Below are 16,439 nucleotides of genomic sequence, written 5' to 3'. Positions count from 1 at the left end.
TTTCATGTGTAGCCCGATGTGACAGAGAGCACACTCTCTGGTATAAAGGTGCTTCTTTTTTGACTAGTGTTGATTTTTTCGACAACAAAAGAGGTCTGATTGAGACAACTAGCCAAATGGTTCACCCTGTCGATCTCCCTGCTGCTGGCCGGCTGTAATAGCAGCCAACCCACCAGTCAGCTTGAGCAGATCCGTGCACGGGGGGAGCTGCGGGTCGGCACCATCTATGGCCCCACTTCCTTCTACCAGCGCGACGACAGCAATCTGGGTTATGACTACGAGCTGGCGCAGGAGTATGCGGACTGGCTCGGGGTCAAGCTGGTCATGCTGCCCCAGGAATCCACACAGGCACTCGAGAATGGACTCACAGACGGCTCACTGGATATGGCCGCAGGCGCCCTGGCTATCACGTCGGAGCGGCGTACCCGTATGCGTTTCGGCCCTGCCTACTATCAGGTATCCCCCAAGCTGGTCTATCGCCAGGGGGCCCGCAAACCGAAAGACTTCGACGATCTGCAAGGTGAGCTGGTGATCGCGGCCGGCTCGGCCAGCGAAGAGCAGCTGCGCGAGCTCAAGCACCGCCATCCCGCCCTGACCTGGAGCGTCAGTAAGGATGCCGACAGCGAGGAGCTGCTGCGCCAAGTGGCCGAGGGTAAGATAGGTTACACCGTGGTGCACGATACCGTGCTGGCACGGATCCAGCGCTACTACCCGGATCTCGCCGAGGGGCTAACCCTGGGCAGCAATTACCCGATCGGATGGGCCATGGCCCAACTGCCAGATGACAGCCTCTATGCCAGCGTCATCGACTTCTTCGGCCAGCGTTTCCTCGACGGCACCATAGCCCAGCTCGACGAAAAATATTTCGGCCACGTACAAAACTTCGACTTCGTCGATACCCGAGCCTTCCTGCAACGCGCCAAGACGCTTCTGCCCAAATATCAGAAGCTGTTCCAGACCCATGCCGGCAGCCTCGACTGGCGTCTGCTCGCCGCGCTCAGCTATCAGGAGTCCCACTGGGATCCGAATGCCCGCTCCTATACCGGGGTGCGCGGCATGATGATGCTGACCGAAAACACCGCCAAGGCGATGGGGGTGAAAGATCGCACCCACCCCGAAGAGAGCATTCAGGGGGGCGCCCGTTACCTGCTACAACTGCTTGAACAGGTGCCGGATTCCGTGCCCGAGGATGAGCGTTTCTGGTTTGCGCTGACCGCCTACAACATCGGCTATGGCCACATGATGGATGCGCGCCGCCTAGCCAAGCTGCAAGGCAAGAGCCCGGATAGCTGGAGCGATGTGAAGGAGGTTCTGCCGCTATTGCAGGAGTCCCGCTGGCACAGCAAGGTGCGCTACGGTTACGCCCGTGGTGGTGAGGCACGCAACTACGTCAACAACGTGCGCCAGTACTACCAGAGCCTGCTGTGGCTCGACAATGAGCAGCAGAAGATCCGTCAGCGTGAGCGTCAGATGGAGCAATCAGAGAGCCTGGCCACCGACGCCCCCTCCTCGACCCCGATGGGCACGCCCATCCTAGCTGCCATCGCCAGCTGACCCCAATTTCAGAACAATCGGACGCCTGTTCAGCACGATCCGCCTCTGTTAGTATCGAAGCAAGGAACGGGGCCACCGTCGGTGGCCCCCTCCCTGACGCCAAGGAGGTAACGATGCTCAGACGCAGACGTCCAAGCCTGGTGCGCAAGAGCAAACCAAGCCGCAACCCGCGGCGCCGACTGCAGCTCATCGAGCAGAAGCGCAAGCGTCATCGCAGACAGCGATCCGACTTCATGCTCATCGCCCAGGCGGCATAACAACAATCCCCAAGAAGAGAAACCCGGCTCATGGCCGGGTTTGTGTCATTCTGGGCTCGCCGAAAAGGCCACCCTGGATTTGGAGATCAGGCTGTTACAGTGGTTGCAGAAGTAATCCACCGCACCGCACGCTTTGAGTCGCTCGAGCGGCTCAGCGCAATCGGGGCAGAGCGCCGTGATGCGAAAACGTCCCTGACAGTGGCCACAGGTCACGTTGCGGCTACGGGTATCCAGTGGCTCGCCACAACCGGGGCAATTGACTGAACTCATGATTCTCCTCCTTATATAGGCAATGAAAAACGGCCGCCTGCGCGACCGTCGTTCTTACTTCTTGCCGCCCTTGAGCTTCATCAGGCGCTTGCGCTGGCGCTCTTGGCTCAGGGTCAACGCATTTTTCTTGTTCTCGAACGGGTTAGCCCCTTCCTGGAACTCGACCCGGATCGGCGTACCCATCACCTTCAGCGACTTGCGGAAGTAGTTGATGAGATAGCGCTTGTAAGAGTCGGGCAGATCGTTGAGCTGGTTGCCGTGCACTATGATGCGCGGCGGGTTGTAACCACCGGCATGGGCGTATTTGAGCTTGACCCGGCGGCCGCGCACCATGGGCGGCTGGTGATCCTGCTGAGCCATCTGCATGATACGGGTCAGCAGGGCGGTACTGGTACGACGGGTGGCCGACTCATAGGCCTCGTCGATAGACTCGAACAGGTGGCCGACACCGCTGCCGTGCAGGGCCGAGATGAAGTGCACCCGGGCAAAATCGATGAAACCGAGGCGACGATCGAGCTCGCTCTTCACGTCATCTTTCACCTTCTGATCCAGGCCATCCCACTTGTTGACCACCAGCACCACGGAGCGACCGGCGTTAAGCACGAAGCCAAGGATGCTGAGATCCTGATCGGTGATGGTCTCGCGAGCGTCGATCACCAGCAGGCAGACGTTAGCATCCTCGATGGCCTTGAGGGTCTTGATGACCGAGAACTTCTCCACCGTCTCGTGCACCTTGCCACGACGGCGCACCCCAGCGGTATCGATCACCACGTATTTCTTGTCATCGCGCTCCATCGGGATATAGACCGAGTCGCGGGTGGTGCCGGGCATGTCATAGACGATGACCCGATCTTCACCCAGCATGCGGTTGGTCAGGGTCGACTTACCGACGTTGGGACGACCGACGATGGCAAACTTGATCGGCAGATCCGCGTAGCGATTCTGCTTCTCCTCCTCTTCACCGGTCTCGAATTCGCCAGTGGCCAGCATGCGGGCCAGCGCCTCTTCGTCGAACTCCTCTTCGTCCTCGCCCTCATCGGCATCGCCTTGCTCACCGACCAGATCTTCCAGGTGCGGGGCCAGGGCCAGCTCAAGCAGGCTCAGCACCCCACGGCCGTGGGCAGCGGCGATCTGATAGACATCGCCCAATGCCAGGGCATAGAACTCGGCACTGGCCGAGTCTCCGTCGATGCCGTCGGTCTTGTTGGCGACCAGGAACACCTTCTTGTCGCACTTGCGCAGGTGTTCACCGATGGCGATGTCGGCCGCGGTCAGGCCGGCGCGGGCGTCGACCATGAACAGCACCACGTCCGCCTCTTCGATGGCCAGCAGGGACTGCTCGGCCATCTTCAGCTCGATCCCCTCTTCGGTGCCATCGATACCGCCGGTATCGACCACGATGAATTCCAGCTCGCCCAGCTTGGCCTGGCCGTACTTGCGATCCCGGGTCAGGCCGGGAAAGTCGGCCACCAGCGCGTCACGCGTGCGGGTCAGGCGGTTGAACAGGGTGGACTTGCCCACATTAGGGCGCCCCACCAGGGCAACAACAGGAGTCATAAAAGCCTCATCAATCGGGTGTCATGGATGCCGCGCCCTGCTGCAATGGGGGGCATCGATAAGACGACAAAGGCTCCGGGTCCGAAGACCAGGAGCCGTCAAACTTCACTTCAACGTGGTCAAGGACGCTGAAGGGCGTACAACTTGCCACCGCGGCTCTGGATGTAAAGGGTACCACCATCGACCAGCGGTGCCGCATAGAGGCCGCTGCTGTCGAGCTCCTGCATCGCCTTGATGGTGCCATCGAAGCGATCCAGCCAGTAGAGATACCCTTCTACATCACCCACCACCACATAATCGCCAAACACCACCGGCGCCGTCACACTGCGGTTCTCAAGCTGGGTATTGGACCACAGCTCCAGACCGTTGCGACGATCCACCGCAAACAGGTGGCTGCGGCTGTCGGTGATGAAGATCTCATTGCTGCTGACCGCCATGTCGCGGTAGGCGGAATACTTGCGCTTCCATACCTCGTCGCCAGAGAGCAGCTTGCGCGCCATCAGCTGGCCGTTGTAGGCGATAGCATAGAGCTCATCGCCCGCCACCAGCGGCGTTGCATCCACGTCCACCATGCGATCCAGCTCGGTGGCACCGCGCGGGTCGGCCACCTTGGATTGACGCACCGGCTGGCCATTGCTCAGCAGGGCGATGCCCACCTTGCCATCGGCACGGCCGTAAAGTACGGCGCCATTGGTGATGACCGGGGTAGCGACGCTGCGCAGGGTCAGGGGCGGCTGCTCCTCGGCCAGGGTCCACAACAGCTTGCCATCCTCGGAATCGAGGGCCATCAGGCGGCCAGACGTGGTCAGCACCACCACCCGGCCATCCTCGACGGCAGGGCTGGAGACCACTTCACCCGGCACATTGACATGCCACAGCACCTTGCCATCGTCGGCCGAGAGGGCGTACACCACCCCGTTCTCGGAGCCGAGGAACAGCTTGCCGTAGGCTTGCACCAGTCCGCCGGACAGGCGCGGACTGCGCTTGTCGGCGTTGATGTCGAGATCGGCGAGATCGGTGCTCCACACCTCTTTGCCGTCGTCACGCTCGAGCGCGGTGACATCCCCGTCGCGGGAAGCGGCATAGATGCGATCACCGTTGATGACGGGGCGTAGTTGGGAGTAGAAATCACCGATGCCATCCCCCACCGAGCTACGCCAGAGGCTCTTGCCTTCAAAGGCGGAGTCAACCTTGGGCAGCGGCGCCATGGGGGTGAGATCCTCGTCACCGCCGAACAGGGAGCAACCTTGCAGAGCCAGGGCCACAGCCGACCCCAGCAACACCTTCTTAAACAGATTACGCATCCGGTTTCTCGTCCACAGCCACGGCCGGCAGGGCCAGATCATCCATCTTCAGGCGCAGTTCGGCGCTGCTTTGCAGGCCGCCCGCATCAGCCGCAGCTTGATAGGCGCTGCGTGCCTCTTCCGGCTTGTTCTGTGCCAGCAGGATATCCCCACGCACCTCGGCCACCTGGGCCTTGAAGGCGGCATCCTGGATCTTGGCCAGGCGGGCCAAGGCGTCATCGGCCTTGCCCTGCTCAGCCAGCACCCGGGCCAGACGCACGGCGGCAATGGCCTGCACGCTGGCATCCCCTTGGTCGGCCACGCGGGTCAATTGAGCCGCGGCCACGTCCAGCTTGCCCGCCTTGACGGCGGCAGAGGCCAGCTCGAGGGAGGCGAGATCGGCGTAAGCGCCCTTGTTATCGTTGATGAACCCCTCGACCTGAGCGAACGCCTTGTCACCCTCTTTGGTCATGGCTTCGGTCACGCGGCTGAACTCGGAGGAGGCAAGCTGCATGTTGGTCTGCTGGTGATCGTTGTACCAGCGCCAGCCGAACAGACCGGCCAGGCCGATCACGGTACCGGCTATCACCGAGGTGCCGTTCTCTTTCCACCACCCCTTGATGGCCTCAACCTGTTGTTCTTCGTTGGTATAGATTTCCACGCTACTCTCCTTTGTCCGCCAGCAGGGCAATAGCCTCGTCCACCTTGACGGTGACCTGCTCGGCCTGGCCACGCAGATACTTTATGGTTACTTCGCCATTTTGAACCTCGCTCTCGCCGAGGATCAGGGCAATCGATGCACCGCTCTTGTCGGCACGCTTGAGCTGTTTCTTGAAGTTGCCGCCACCACAGTGGCTCATCAGGCGCAGGGTCGGCAAAGCATCGCGCAGCCGCTCGGCCAGCATGAAACCGGCCACCTCGGTCCCTTCACCCACCATCGCAAGGTAGATGTCGACCGCAGGGCGCAGATCCTGGTTGAGTTCAAGGGTCTCGAGCAGCAGCAGCAGACGCTCCATCCCCATGGCAAAGCCCACCGCGGGGATCGCTTGACCACCGAGCTGCTCCACCAGACCGTCGTAGCGGCCACCGCCGCAGACAGTTCCCTGGGCGCCCAGACTGGTGGTGACCCACTCGAACACGGTCAGGTTGTAGTAGTCAAGGCCGCGCACCAAGCGCTCGTTAACCTCGTACTGAATGCCGGCGGCGTCGAGCAGGCGCTTGAGCCCGGCAAAGTGAGCACGGCTCTCTTCACCGAGGTAATCCATCAGACGCGGAGCATCGGCCAACAGGGCCTGCACCCGCTCATCCTTGGAGTCGAGCACCCGCAGCGGATTGGTGTACATGCGACGACGGCTGTCTTCGTCCAACTGCTCCTGGTGCTGCTCGAGGAACGCCACCAGCGCATTGCGATAGGCGGCGCGCTCATCGCTCTGCCCCAAGGTGTTGAGCTGCAAGGTGACGTGATCGGCAATGCCAAACAGGCGCCACAGGCGATGGGTCAGCAGGATCAACTCGGCATCGACGTCCGGGCCGTTGAGGCCGAACACTTCGACCCCAAATTGGTGAAACTGACGATAGCGCCCCTTCTGCGGACGCTCGTAACGGAACATGGGGCCGATATACCACACCCGCCGTTCCTGGTTATAAATCAGGCCATGCTCGATGCAGGCGCGCACGCAGCCGGCGGTGCCTTCCGGACGCAGGGTCAGGCTCTCATCGTTGCGGTCATTGAAGGTGTACATCTCCTTCTCGACCACATCGGTCACCTCGCCGATGGCGCGCTTGAACAGGGGAGTCTGCTCGACGATCGGCATCCGCATCTCGCTATAGCCGTAACCGGCCATCACCTGACGCAGGATCTCTTCCACCTTCTGCCACGCCGGGCTCTGCTCCGGCAGGCAATCATTCATTCCGCGAATCGCTTGGATCTGTTTTGCCACGTTGCTACTCAAGAAAAAGACGTGAAAATTGGCCGCATTATAGGGAGTTTCCCCCCCGAGGTAAAACCGCCGCACGGCGGTGAGAGACGCGGCCGCTCGAAACGGTGCGGGCCACCGAGGTGGCCCGTCACGTAAATCAGCGTTCGTCCACCTGGATCTGGTTGTCCGGATCCAACATGGCGGCGCGCGCCCGGATGCGGCGCTCAAGGGTGGGCACCAGATCCTTGTTGTCGAGCCGGTCCACCCGCTGACCGCCTTCATAGAAGGCGCTCTTGTTCGCCGCGCCAGCCAGCCCCAGATCCGAAACCAGGGCCTCACCTGGGCCATTCACCACACAGCCGATGATGGAGACATCCAGCGGGGTGATGATGTCCTCAAGACGCTGCTCGAGCTCGTTGACCGTGCCGATGACGTCGAACTCCTGACGCGAACAAGAGGGACAGGCGATGAAGTTGATGCCGCGCGAGCGGATACGCAGGGACTTGAGGATGTCAAAGCCAACCTTGACCTCTTCCACCGGATCGGCCGCCAGTGAGATGCGCAGGGTGTCGCCGATACCGTCGGCCAGCAGCATGCCAAGGCCGATAGAGGACTTCACCGCACCGGCGCGAAAACCGCCCGCTTCGGTGATCCCCAGATGCAGCGGCTGTTCGATCTGCTGGGCCAGCAGGCGATAGGCGCCGACGGCGAGAAACACGTCGGAGGCCTTGACGCTCACCTTGAAGTTCTGGAAGTCGAGCTTGTCGAGGTAATCCACATGACGCAGGGCAGACTCCACCAGCGCCTCGGGAGTCGGCTCCCCGTATTTTTCCTGGATGTCGCGCTCGAGCGAGCCGCCGTTGACCCCGATGCGGATCGGGATGTTGAGATCGCGGGCACAATCGACCACGGCCCGCACGCGCTGCTCATTGCCGATGTTACCCGGGTTGATGCGCAGGCAGTCGGCGCCGTACTCGGCCACCTTGAGGGCGATGCGATAGTCAAAATGGATATCGGCCACCACCGGGATGCGCGTCTGCTCCTTGATGAGGCGAAACGCTTCGGCCGCCTCCATCGTCGGCACCGACACGCGCACGATATCGGCACCAACTCGCTCGATACGGCGGATCTGCTCGACGGTCGCGGCCACGTCCGTGGTACGGGTATTGGTCATGGTCTGCACCGTGATGGGGGCATCACCCCCGACAGGGACATGACCCACCATGATCTGTCTGGACTTGCGACGGATGATGGGAGAAGCGTGGGAAGACATGGATTACTCCTGCGGCAGGGTTATGCGGGCAGTGCGGCCGTTGTTGTAACGGCTCATGTCGATCTCCTGGCCCTTGTACTGGATGCGGATCGCCATGGGGGCTCCGACCAGCATCTTGAGGGGCTCCTTCCCTTCCAGATCCAGTTCGTCATTGGCCTTCTTAAGGCCGCTGAAGACAATCTTGCCATCGGCATCCTTGATCTCGAGCCAGCAGTCGGCAGTGAAACTCAGCTTGAGCTGGGGCGCGGCAGCGTCCTCGGTTTCGGTTGCAGCACTCACCTCGGTCGGCTGGGCTGCCGAGACCGCCTCGGCGGAGGTATCGACGGGCGCCTGCGCCGCGCTGACGGCACCGCTCACGGTGATGCCCGCGTCGGAAACGGCAGGCTCCAGTACCGGCGCCTGCGGGTTAACCAGCTCGCTTGGCTCGGTGGGAGCACTCTCGCTGGCCGGCGTGGTGATCTCGCTGGCGGCCAGTTGCTCTTGCCCGGCAGCGCGGCGATTGGATGCCTGCCACCACCAAGCCACCAGTAACCCAGCCAGCACCAGGATCACCAGCCAACTGACGATCTTCAGGCGGCTGTCGCTGGCCTCACGGCGGGTACGCTTGGAGAAGCTTTGCATATTGATGCTGGGTTCGGGCTCTATCCCCAACGTCTTGTAGGCCTCAAGAATGGTGCTCTCCTCGATCCCCACCAACTTGGCATAGGTGCGCAGATAACCGCGGATGAAGGTGGGCGAGGCATGCTTGTCGTACGTGTCAGACTCGATGGCCGCAATCAAGGTAAGGCGAAGATGAAGGCGGGATGCGACCTGCTCACGGCTCCAGCCCATGGCTTCGCGGGCCGAGCGCAGCAACTGGCCGGGACCAACTACCGGGGAGGAGTCTTGGGAATCAAATTGCTGTTCAGTAGTCATTGGCTAAATAACGCTTGGCTTGTTGCGAATCAGGAAAATGTTCCGCCAGCTGCGATCCATACTGGTGCAACTGGGCGGGGCGGTCGAGGGCCTGGGCGAGACGCAGACGCAGCCACAGGCTGTCAGGATTCTCCACGGCCACCTCACCATAACGGTTAAGGTAAGACTGGGCTTCATCCAGCTTGCCGTGTGTGAAGGCGCTCTCGGCCAAGTCCAGTAATAGACTCGGTTTGCGCGGATTATACCCCAATGCCAGACGATAGTACTCACTCGCCTTGTCGTTTTTGCCGCTTCGTGTCGCGCAAATAGCCGCATTTTCATAGGTATCGGCAATTTTGGCGTAGCCTGGCTGGGTTACGGCGCGGTTAAACATGGCATCCGCCTCGTCGTAACGGGCCCGGCCACAGAGAAAAGCGCCATAGTTGTTCATGGCGTCAGCATCTTGGGGAGAGAGAGTCAGTACCTTCTGGTAACTGCGTTCGGCGGCGGCATAGTCCTGCACCGTCTGATAGAAGTAGGCATAGCCCAGATGCACCTCTGGGCTGTCAGGGGCATATTTCAGTGCGCGATCGAGATTGACCTTGGCCTGTTCGGTGTTGCCCTTGCGCAAATATTGAATGCCAAGATCAAGGCGAGTCTTGGCGGCAGCTTGCAGATCCGGCCCCACCACATCGTGGCGTGTATTTCCCTGACCGGTATAGGTGGTCTCGGTCACACAAGCGGGCAGCGTCAGCAACACCGCCCACATGAGCAAGGTTCGATTATCCATTATCCAACCATCGCAAGGGCTTGAAGATTAGACCATTTTGACGGAAATCCCCTCACCTTGCATCCGCTTTTTCATGGTGCGCTTGGTGCGATCGATCACATCCCCGACCAACTGGCCACAGGCGGCATCGATATCATCGCCACGGGTCTTGCGCACGATCACGGTGAAACCGTACTCCATCAACACCTTGGAGAAGCGATCGATCCGGCTGTTGCTCGGCTTGCCATAGGGGTTGCCCGGGAAGGGGTTGAAGGGGATCAGGTTGATCTTGCTCGGGGTGTCCTTGAGCGCTTCGGCCAGCTCGTGGGCGTGCTGCATGTCGTCATTGATATGATCGAGCAGCACATACTCCACCGTGACCCGCCCCTGATTGGCATTGGATTTCTCCAGGTAGCGGCGCACGGCGGCGAGGAAGGTCTCGATATTGTACTTGTCGTTGATCGGCATGATCTCGGAGCGCAGCTTGTCATTGGGGGCGTGCAGCGAGATAGCCAGCGCCACATCGATCTGATCACCCAGCATATCCAGACCCGGCACCACACCGGAAGTCGAGATGGTCACCCGGCGCTTGGAGAGGCCAAAACCGTAGTCATCGAGCATCAGTTTCATGGCCGGGACCACATTGGCAAGGTTGAGCAGCGGCTCGCCCATGCCCATCATCACCACGTTGGTGATGGGGCGCTTACCCCCCACAACCTTGGCGGCACGCCACACCTGGCCGATGATCTCGGAGACCCGCAGGTTGCGGTTGAACCCCTGCTGGGCGGTGGAGCAGAACTTGCACTCGAGGGCACAACCCACCTGGGAGGAGACGCACAGGGTGGCGCGATCCTCTTCCGGTATGTAGACGGTCTCGACCTCCTGATCTCCCACTTGCAGTGCCCACTTGATGGTGCCATCAGCGGAGCGCTGCTCGCGGCTGATCTCGGGGGCGCGGATCTCGGCGATCGCCTTGAGGCGCTCGCGCAGCACCTTATTGACGTTGGTCATCTGATCGAAATCATCACAACCGAAGTGATAGATCCACTTCATCACCTGATCGGCACGAAACGGCTTCTCGCCCAATTCGACGAAGAAGGCGCGCAGGGCATCGCGATCCAGATCCAGCAGGTTGGTTTTCATTTCGCTCATCAGAACCTCAGACAAATAGAAAGACCCCAAGAAAAAGGGCGCAGCATTGTACAAATAAAGGTGGCGCCTTTCCACCCGCAGAACAAAGGGAGATCAGCAAAAAAACAGGGGGAGCCAAGGCTCCCCCTGATGCATTCCGGGCTCGCTCACGCGCGCGGGCAGATCTCACTATCGGTGAAGAAGTAGGCAATTTCACGCGCCGCAGAGGCCGGAGCGTCGGAGCCGTGCACCGCATTGCGGTCGATGCTGTCGGCGTAACAGGCGCGCAGGGTACCCGCCAGCGCCTCCTTCGGGTTGGTCACGCCCATGATCTCGCGGTTGCGACGGATGGCATCTTCGCCCTCCAGCACCTGCACCATGACAGGGCCTGAGGTCATGAACTTGACCAGGCCTTCGTAGAAGGGCTTGCCCTCATGTTCGGCATAGAACCCCATGGCCTGTTCGCGGGTCATGTGCAGCATCTTGGCAGCCACGATACGCAGGCCGGCGGTCTCAAAACGGTTGTAGATAGCACCGATCAGATTCTTGCTGACGGCATCCGGCTTGATGATGGAGAAGGTACGTTCGATAGCCATGGTGTTCTCTTTCCTTAAAACGACAGAGGTTTTTGTTGTAATCCGTTTGCGGGCGCGATTATACGAAAACAAAAGCCGAAAAAAACACAAAAAAACAACTTTTTGTTAAACATGTTCACCATAGACACAACATGGTGACGCGGGTCACCTTCATGTTCGTATCAGAAAATACCCATGAGTGCATCATCGATGTCAAAAGAGCGTGAAAACGAAGGGGGAACGGTCAAAAAACAGGCCGAAAAAACCCCGCCATCGGCGGGGTAAAAAGCAAGCAAGGCTCCAGTCTCCCGGAGTCAGTGTTCAGGCTGTCGGCGCGCAGCACGTGTCCATGGGTCTATTGCGGGGCAGACACGGACTCATGCTGACATTCGACGAAGAAACAGACTAAAGTGGAACACGCATTTCAGGAAATGATTTATTAGCATTCCATGATGCATAAGACGAATTTCACGTCATCTTCAACTGGCTGGCGATATGGCAAGCCCAGTAAGAAGAAGTGCTGCATTGCCCCATCTAGCGCTGAACCAGCCCGCCATAAGCCGCGCGCTCTATCCCCCACAGAAAAAAGCGATGGGCAATGTCGCCCTCGCTTCCCTGGCGTATCAATAGTCACGCTGGTTTGCCCACGCCCCCGCTTTAGGGGCGATAACGCGAAGAAGCTCGGGATGGCACGTGTGTTGACGGTTGCCTGACCCCGCCCCGGATGACAGAATCGGGCGCCTGCCCGCCGTGTTAAGGAGTACGCAACATGCAAGCCGTGATGTACGGGATCAAGAACTGCGACACCATCAAGAAGGCCCGCAAGTGGCTGGAAGAGGCCGGTATCGCCTACCGCTTCCACGATGTGCGCAGCGATGGGCTGGACGCCGAGCAACTGGAGCGCTGGCTCGACGCCCTCGGTTGGGAGGCCCTGCTCAATACCCGCGGCACCACTTTTCGTGCCCTGCCCGATGCACAAAAGCAAGATCTCGACAAAGAGCGGGCCAAGGCGCTGATGCTGGCCCAGCCGGCCATGATCAAACGCCCGCTGCTTGAGCTTGATGGCCATTACCACCTCGGCTTCAAGGCCGATCACTATCAATCCCTGTTTCACCGTTAAGGACGACCCGATGTCTGATGTCATCGACTTGGCCAAGGAGCTGATCCGCCGCCCCTCCGTTACCCCGCTCGACGAGGGGTGCCAGACCCTGATGGGTGAGCGCCTCGCCGCTCTTGGCTTCACCCTCGAACCCATGGTGTTCGAAGACACCACCAATCTGTGGGCCCGCCGCGGCAGTACCGGCCCCCTGTTCTGTTTCGCCGGTCACACCGACGTGGTGCCCGCCGGCCCGCTCGAGCAGTGGCGCACTCCGCCGTTCGAGCCGACCATCGAAGCGGGCATGCTCTATGGGCGCGGCGCCGCCGACATGAAGGGATCGCTTGCGGCCATGGTGGTGGCCGTCGAGCGTTTCGTGGCCGCGCACCCGGATCACCAAGGGTCGATTGCCTTTCTCATCACCTCGGATGAAGAGGGGCCTTTCATCAACGGCACGGTGCGGGTAGTCGATACGTTGGAGGCGCGCGGCGAGAAGATCACCTGGTGTATCGTCGGTGAGCCCTCCTCCACCGCCTTGGTGGGGGACGTGGTGAAAAACGGCCGGCGCGGCTCGCTCACTGGCGATCTGCTGATCAAGGGGGTGCAGGGACACGTGGCCTACCCGCATCTGGCCGATAACCCGATCCACCGCGCCACGCCGGCCCTGGCCGAGCTGGCCGCAACCGAGTGGGACAGAGGCAATGACTTCTTCCCCCCCACCAGCTTCCAGATCGCCAACATCAACGGCGGCACCGGGGCCTCCAACGTCATTCCTGGCGAGTTGCAGGTACAGTTCAATTTCCGCTTTAGCACCGAATCCACGTCGGAAGGGCTGAAACAGCGCGTTAAGACCCTCCTTGACCGCCACGGTCTCGACTACGAACTGACTTGGACCCTCTCCGGTGAACCCTTCCTCACCGGCACAGGGGCCCTGCTCGATGCCACCGTGGCCGCGATTGCCGAGGTCAACGGCCAGCGCCCGCAACTGCTCACCACTGGCGGCACCTCAGACGGCCGCTTCATCGCCCCGACCGGGGCCCAGGTGATCGAGCTTGGCCCGGTGAATGCCACCATCCACAAGATCAATGAGTGCGTGAAGGCCAGCGATCTCGATCTGCTGACCGACATGTATCAGGGCGTGCTGGAGCGCCTGCTGGCATGACCCCGGCGCAACTGGTCGGCCTCGATGATAGCCATCTGATCCTGCTTGGGGCGGGCCCCCACCGCCTGACCCCGGAAGCCGCCGCCGCCTTTACCGCCATGCAGCAGGCAGCGAGTGCCGCCGGCCACAACCTGCAACCAGCATCAAGCTGGCGCAGCTTCGAGCGCCAACTTGCCATCTGGAACGGCAAATGGCGTGGTGAGCGCCCACTGCTGGGGGCAGAGGGGGAACCGCTCGATGCCATGACCCTGAGCGATGAGCAGAAGATAGCGGCCATCCTGCGCTGGAGCGCCCTGCCCGGCACCAGCCGCCACCATTGGGGCACCGACCTCGATATCTACGATCCGGACTGCCTGCCACAGGGAACCCGACTGCAACTAGAGGCATGGGAGTACGAACCGGGCGGCTGGTTTGCTGGTCTCGGCCAGTGGCTGCACGAGAACATGGCCGATTTTGGCTTCTTCCTGCCTTACCGGGGTGAACGGGAGGGGGTGGCCTACGAGCCATGGCACCTGAGCTTTGGCCCCCAGTCACGGCAGCAGCAGACCGATCCTGTCGCACTGGCTAAGGCACTGGAAATGAGCGACATTGAAGGCAAGTCCCTGCTCCTGGCACAGCTTAACCCGCTGTTGGAGCGTTACTGTAGCATCTCGCTACCCGAGGAGCGGTTATGAGTCTGTGGTTGTGGATAGGCCTCCCCCTGCTGTTCCTTCTTGGGTTGTTTCTTAATGCAATCAAAGACATGAAGCAGCTTGAGAAGCAACTTCCCAAATACAAGGACAAGATCCGCGAGGTCAAGGACGACGACGATTGAGACAGGGGAGCACAGCTCCCCTTTTTTTACACTTTTCATATCGAAAAAAGCACTACTAACGTGAATTAAAGAGCGACTTTCTCCCCTTATGGTCTTAAAATGGCTCAGGAATGCCTGTTTTGTAATAAATTGGAAGGAGGAAGCACGAATTGGATGCCGTTACCGTCAACCACTTTTTTCTCGTCGTCGCACTGTTGGTCGGCTCCAGCGTCTTATTAAGTTCCCTCTCCTCCCGTCTTGGCATTCCTATCCTGGTCATCTTTCTCGGCGTCGGCATGTTGGCCGGCGAGAATGGCCCTGGCGGCATTCACTTTGCCGATTACTCCATCGCCTATCTGATCGGTAACCTGGCGCTCGCCATCATCCTGCTCGATGGTGGCATGCGCACCAAGGTCTCCTCGTTCCGGGTTGCCCTCGGCCCTGCGCTCTCGCTGGCCACCCTTGGGGTGCTGCTGACCACAGGTCTGACCGGCCTGGTGGCGGCCTGGCTGTTTGACATCGACCTGATGCAGGGGATGCTGATCGGGGCCATCGTCGGCTCTACCGATGCGGCCGCCGTCTTCTCCCTGCTCGGCGGACGCAGCCTGAACCAGCGGGTCGGCGCCACCCTAGAGATAGAGTCGGGCAGCAACGACCCCATGGCGGTGTTTCTCACCGTCACCCTGATCGAGATGCTCGCCACCGGCCAACAGGCCGATGGCTGGCTGTTTGTCTGGAGCCTCATCAAGCAGTTCGGTATCGGCACCGCTTTCGGCTTTACCGGCGGCTGGCTCATCTGGAAGGTCAACAACCGGGCCGAGCTGGCCCCCGGCCTCTATCCCCTGCTCACGGTAAGCGGTGGCCTGCTCATCTTCTCGGTCACCACCGCCATGGGTGGCAGCGGCATCTTGGCCGTTTACCTCGCAGGATTGCTACTTGGCAACCAGGTGGTGCGCAGTCGCAGCACCACCCTGTCTGTGCTCGACGGGCTGACCTGGCTCAGCCAGATCTGCATGTTCGTGGTGCTGGGCCTGCTGGTCACCCCGAGCAATCTGCTGCCCATCGCCGTGCCCGCCCTGCTGCTGGCCGGCTGGATGATCCTGTTCGCCCGCCCGCTGGCGGTGTGGCTCAGCCTGCTGCCGTTTAAGAACTTCTCGGCTCGCGAGCGCTGGTTCATCTCCTGGGTCGGGCTGCGTGGCGCCGTACCGATCATCTTGGCGGTCTTCCCCATGATGGCCGGGCTGCCCAATGCCCAGCTCTTTTTCAATGTCGCCTTCTTCGTGGTGCTGGTCTCGCTGCTGCTGCAAGGCAGCTCGCTGCCGATCGCCTCGCGGCTGGCGCGGGTGGTGGTGCCCCCCACCCCGACCCCCATCTCCCGCTCAGCGGTGGAGATCCACCCCGAGAGCGAGTGGGAGCTGTTCATCTATCAGCTTGGCGCAGACAAGTGGTGCATCGGCTCGCCCCTGCGCGATCTGCACATGCCGAAAGGCACTCGCATCAGCGCCCTGTTTCGTGATGAAACCCTACAACACCCCTCGGGCAGTACCGTGTTGGAAGCGGGCGACATCCTCTGTGTGATCGCCCACGAGGTCGATCTGCCGGCCCTTGGTGAACTGTTCAGCCAGGCGCCGGAAGAGCAGTCACCGCAGCGCTTCTTTGGTGACTTCCAACTCGATGGTGCGGTGCGTCTGTCCGCGCTCGCCCCCATCTACGGCCTGACGCTGGATGGGGTGGACGATCAGAGCCTGGGGGACTACCTGAGCCAGGAGCTTGGCGATAAGCTGGTGGTCGGTGACCAACTCGACTGGCAGGGGATCCGCTGGACCGTGGCCGACATGGAAGAGCATGAGGTACGCCGGGTGGGTGTCCGCCTGCTGGGTGAACTTGAAGAAGAGTAAACGGAGGC

Annotated in this window: 17 protein-coding genes; 7 read left to right on the top strand and 10 right to left on the bottom strand. The window is 60.8% G+C overall.

Going from position 1 to position 16,439, the window contains the following annotated elements; translation table 11 throughout:
• Positions 1-99: 99 nt before the first annotated feature.
• The gene (mltF, locus tag FE240_RS05425) at positions 100-1,554 is read left to right on the top strand and encodes a membrane-bound lytic murein transglycosylase MltF (RefSeq protein ID WP_193003688.1); all 1,455 of its coding nucleotides are present in this window, start codon (positions 100-102) and stop codon (positions 1,552-1,554) included.
• 113 nt (positions 1,555-1,667) lie between these two features.
• Positions 1,668-1,811 carry a hypothetical protein gene (locus FE240_RS05420; protein ID WP_193003687.1) on the top strand — a complete coding sequence of 48 codons (144 nt, stop codon included), beginning with the start codon at positions 1,668-1,670 and terminating at the stop codon, positions 1,809-1,811.
• A gap of 45 nt (positions 1,812-1,856) precedes the next feature.
• On the opposite strand, the gene FE240_RS05415 is transcribed toward FE240_RS05420, so the two are convergent.
• The 10 genes from FE240_RS05415 to ndk form a co-directional block, all read right to left on the bottom strand.
• On the bottom strand, positions 1,857-2,081 hold the full coding sequence (locus tag FE240_RS05415; protein WP_193003686.1) for a zinc ribbon domain-containing protein: 225 nt from the start codon (positions 2,079-2,081) through the stop codon (positions 1,857-1,859).
• A 54-nt stretch (positions 2,082-2,135) separates the two neighbouring features.
• The gene (gene der / locus FE240_RS05410) at positions 2,136-3,638 is read right to left on the bottom strand and encodes a ribosome biogenesis GTPase Der (RefSeq protein WP_193003685.1); all 1,503 of its coding nucleotides are present in this window, start codon (positions 3,636-3,638) and stop codon (positions 2,136-2,138) included.
• Positions 3,639-3,757: 119 nt separating this feature from the next.
• Positions 3,758-4,942 (bottom strand): outer membrane protein assembly factor BamB, encoded by a 1,185-nt coding sequence (bamB, locus tag FE240_RS05405; RefSeq protein WP_193003684.1) that lies wholly within the window; start codon positions 4,940-4,942, stop codon positions 3,758-3,760.
• The gene (locus FE240_RS05400; protein WP_193003683.1) at positions 4,935-5,582 is read right to left on the bottom strand and encodes a YfgM family protein; all 648 of its coding nucleotides are present in this window, start codon (positions 5,580-5,582) and stop codon (positions 4,935-4,937) included. Before FE240_RS05400 ends, bamB begins: the two co-directional genes overlap by 8 nt.
• 1 nt (position 5,583) lies before the next feature.
• Complete coding sequence (gene hisS / locus FE240_RS05395) at positions 5,584-6,861, bottom strand: histidine--tRNA ligase (protein ID WP_193003682.1); 1,278 nt, start codon at positions 6,859-6,861, stop codon at positions 5,584-5,586.
• A 136-nt stretch (positions 6,862-6,997) separates the two neighbouring features.
• Positions 6,998-8,113 (bottom strand): flavodoxin-dependent (E)-4-hydroxy-3-methylbut-2-enyl-diphosphate synthase, encoded by a 1,116-nt coding sequence (gene ispG, locus FE240_RS05390; protein WP_193003681.1) that lies wholly within the window; start codon positions 8,111-8,113, stop codon positions 6,998-7,000.
• Positions 8,114-8,116: 3 nt separating this feature from the next.
• Complete coding sequence (locus FE240_RS05385) at positions 8,117-9,028, bottom strand: RodZ domain-containing protein (protein ID WP_193003680.1); 912 nt, start codon at positions 9,026-9,028, stop codon at positions 8,117-8,119.
• Positions 9,018-9,797, bottom strand: coding sequence for a type IV pilus biogenesis/stability protein PilW (gene pilW, locus FE240_RS05380; protein WP_042047003.1), 780 nt, complete (start codon positions 9,795-9,797; stop codon positions 9,018-9,020). The genes FE240_RS05385 and pilW overlap by 11 nt, the downstream gene beginning before the upstream one ends.
• Positions 9,798-9,824: 27 nt before the next feature.
• Entirely contained in the window at positions 9,825-10,928 is a 1,104-nt protein-coding gene (locus FE240_RS05375; RefSeq protein WP_042047002.1) for a bifunctional tRNA (adenosine(37)-C2)-methyltransferase TrmG/ribosomal RNA large subunit methyltransferase RlmN, read from the bottom strand.
• 146 nt (positions 10,929-11,074) lie between these two features.
• Complete coding sequence (ndk, locus tag FE240_RS05370; protein WP_193003679.1) at positions 11,075-11,503, bottom strand: nucleoside-diphosphate kinase; 429 nt, start codon at positions 11,501-11,503, stop codon at positions 11,075-11,077.
• A gap of 748 nt (positions 11,504-12,251) precedes the next feature.
• On the opposite strand from ndk, the gene FE240_RS05365 reads away from it, so the two are divergent.
• The 5 genes from FE240_RS05365 (at position 12,252) to FE240_RS05345 (ending at position 16,431) form a co-directional block, all read left to right on the top strand.
• Positions 12,252-12,602 carry an ArsC family reductase gene (locus tag FE240_RS05365; RefSeq protein WP_193003678.1) on the top strand — a complete coding sequence of 117 codons (351 nt, stop codon included), beginning with the start codon at positions 12,252-12,254 and terminating at the stop codon, positions 12,600-12,602.
• A 10-nt stretch (positions 12,603-12,612) separates the two neighbouring features.
• Complete coding sequence (gene dapE, locus FE240_RS05360; protein WP_193003677.1) at positions 12,613-13,740, top strand: succinyl-diaminopimelate desuccinylase; 1,128 nt, start codon at positions 12,613-12,615, stop codon at positions 13,738-13,740.
• Entirely contained in the window at positions 13,737-14,414 is a 678-nt protein-coding gene (locus FE240_RS05355) for a M15 family metallopeptidase (protein ID WP_193003676.1), read from the top strand. Before dapE ends, FE240_RS05355 begins: the two co-directional genes overlap by 4 nt.
• Positions 14,411-14,554 carry a hypothetical protein gene (locus FE240_RS05350; RefSeq protein ID WP_104452650.1) on the top strand — a complete coding sequence of 48 codons (144 nt, stop codon included), beginning with the start codon at positions 14,411-14,413 and terminating at the stop codon, positions 14,552-14,554. Before FE240_RS05355 ends, FE240_RS05350 begins: the two co-directional genes overlap by 4 nt.
• Positions 14,555-14,703: 149 nt before the next feature.
• The gene (locus FE240_RS05345; protein ID WP_193003675.1) at positions 14,704-16,431 is read left to right on the top strand and encodes a potassium/proton antiporter; all 1,728 of its coding nucleotides are present in this window, start codon (positions 14,704-14,706) and stop codon (positions 16,429-16,431) included.
• Positions 16,432-16,439 lie beyond the last annotated feature (8 nt).

It is taken from the genome of Aeromonas simiae (assembly GCF_014892695.1).
Classification (GTDB): domain Bacteria; phylum Pseudomonadota; class Gammaproteobacteria; order Enterobacterales; family Aeromonadaceae; genus Aeromonas; species Aeromonas simiae.
The sequence above is the reverse complement of the archived record's forward strand: the minus strand, read 5'-3'. Positions and strand labels throughout refer to the sequence as shown.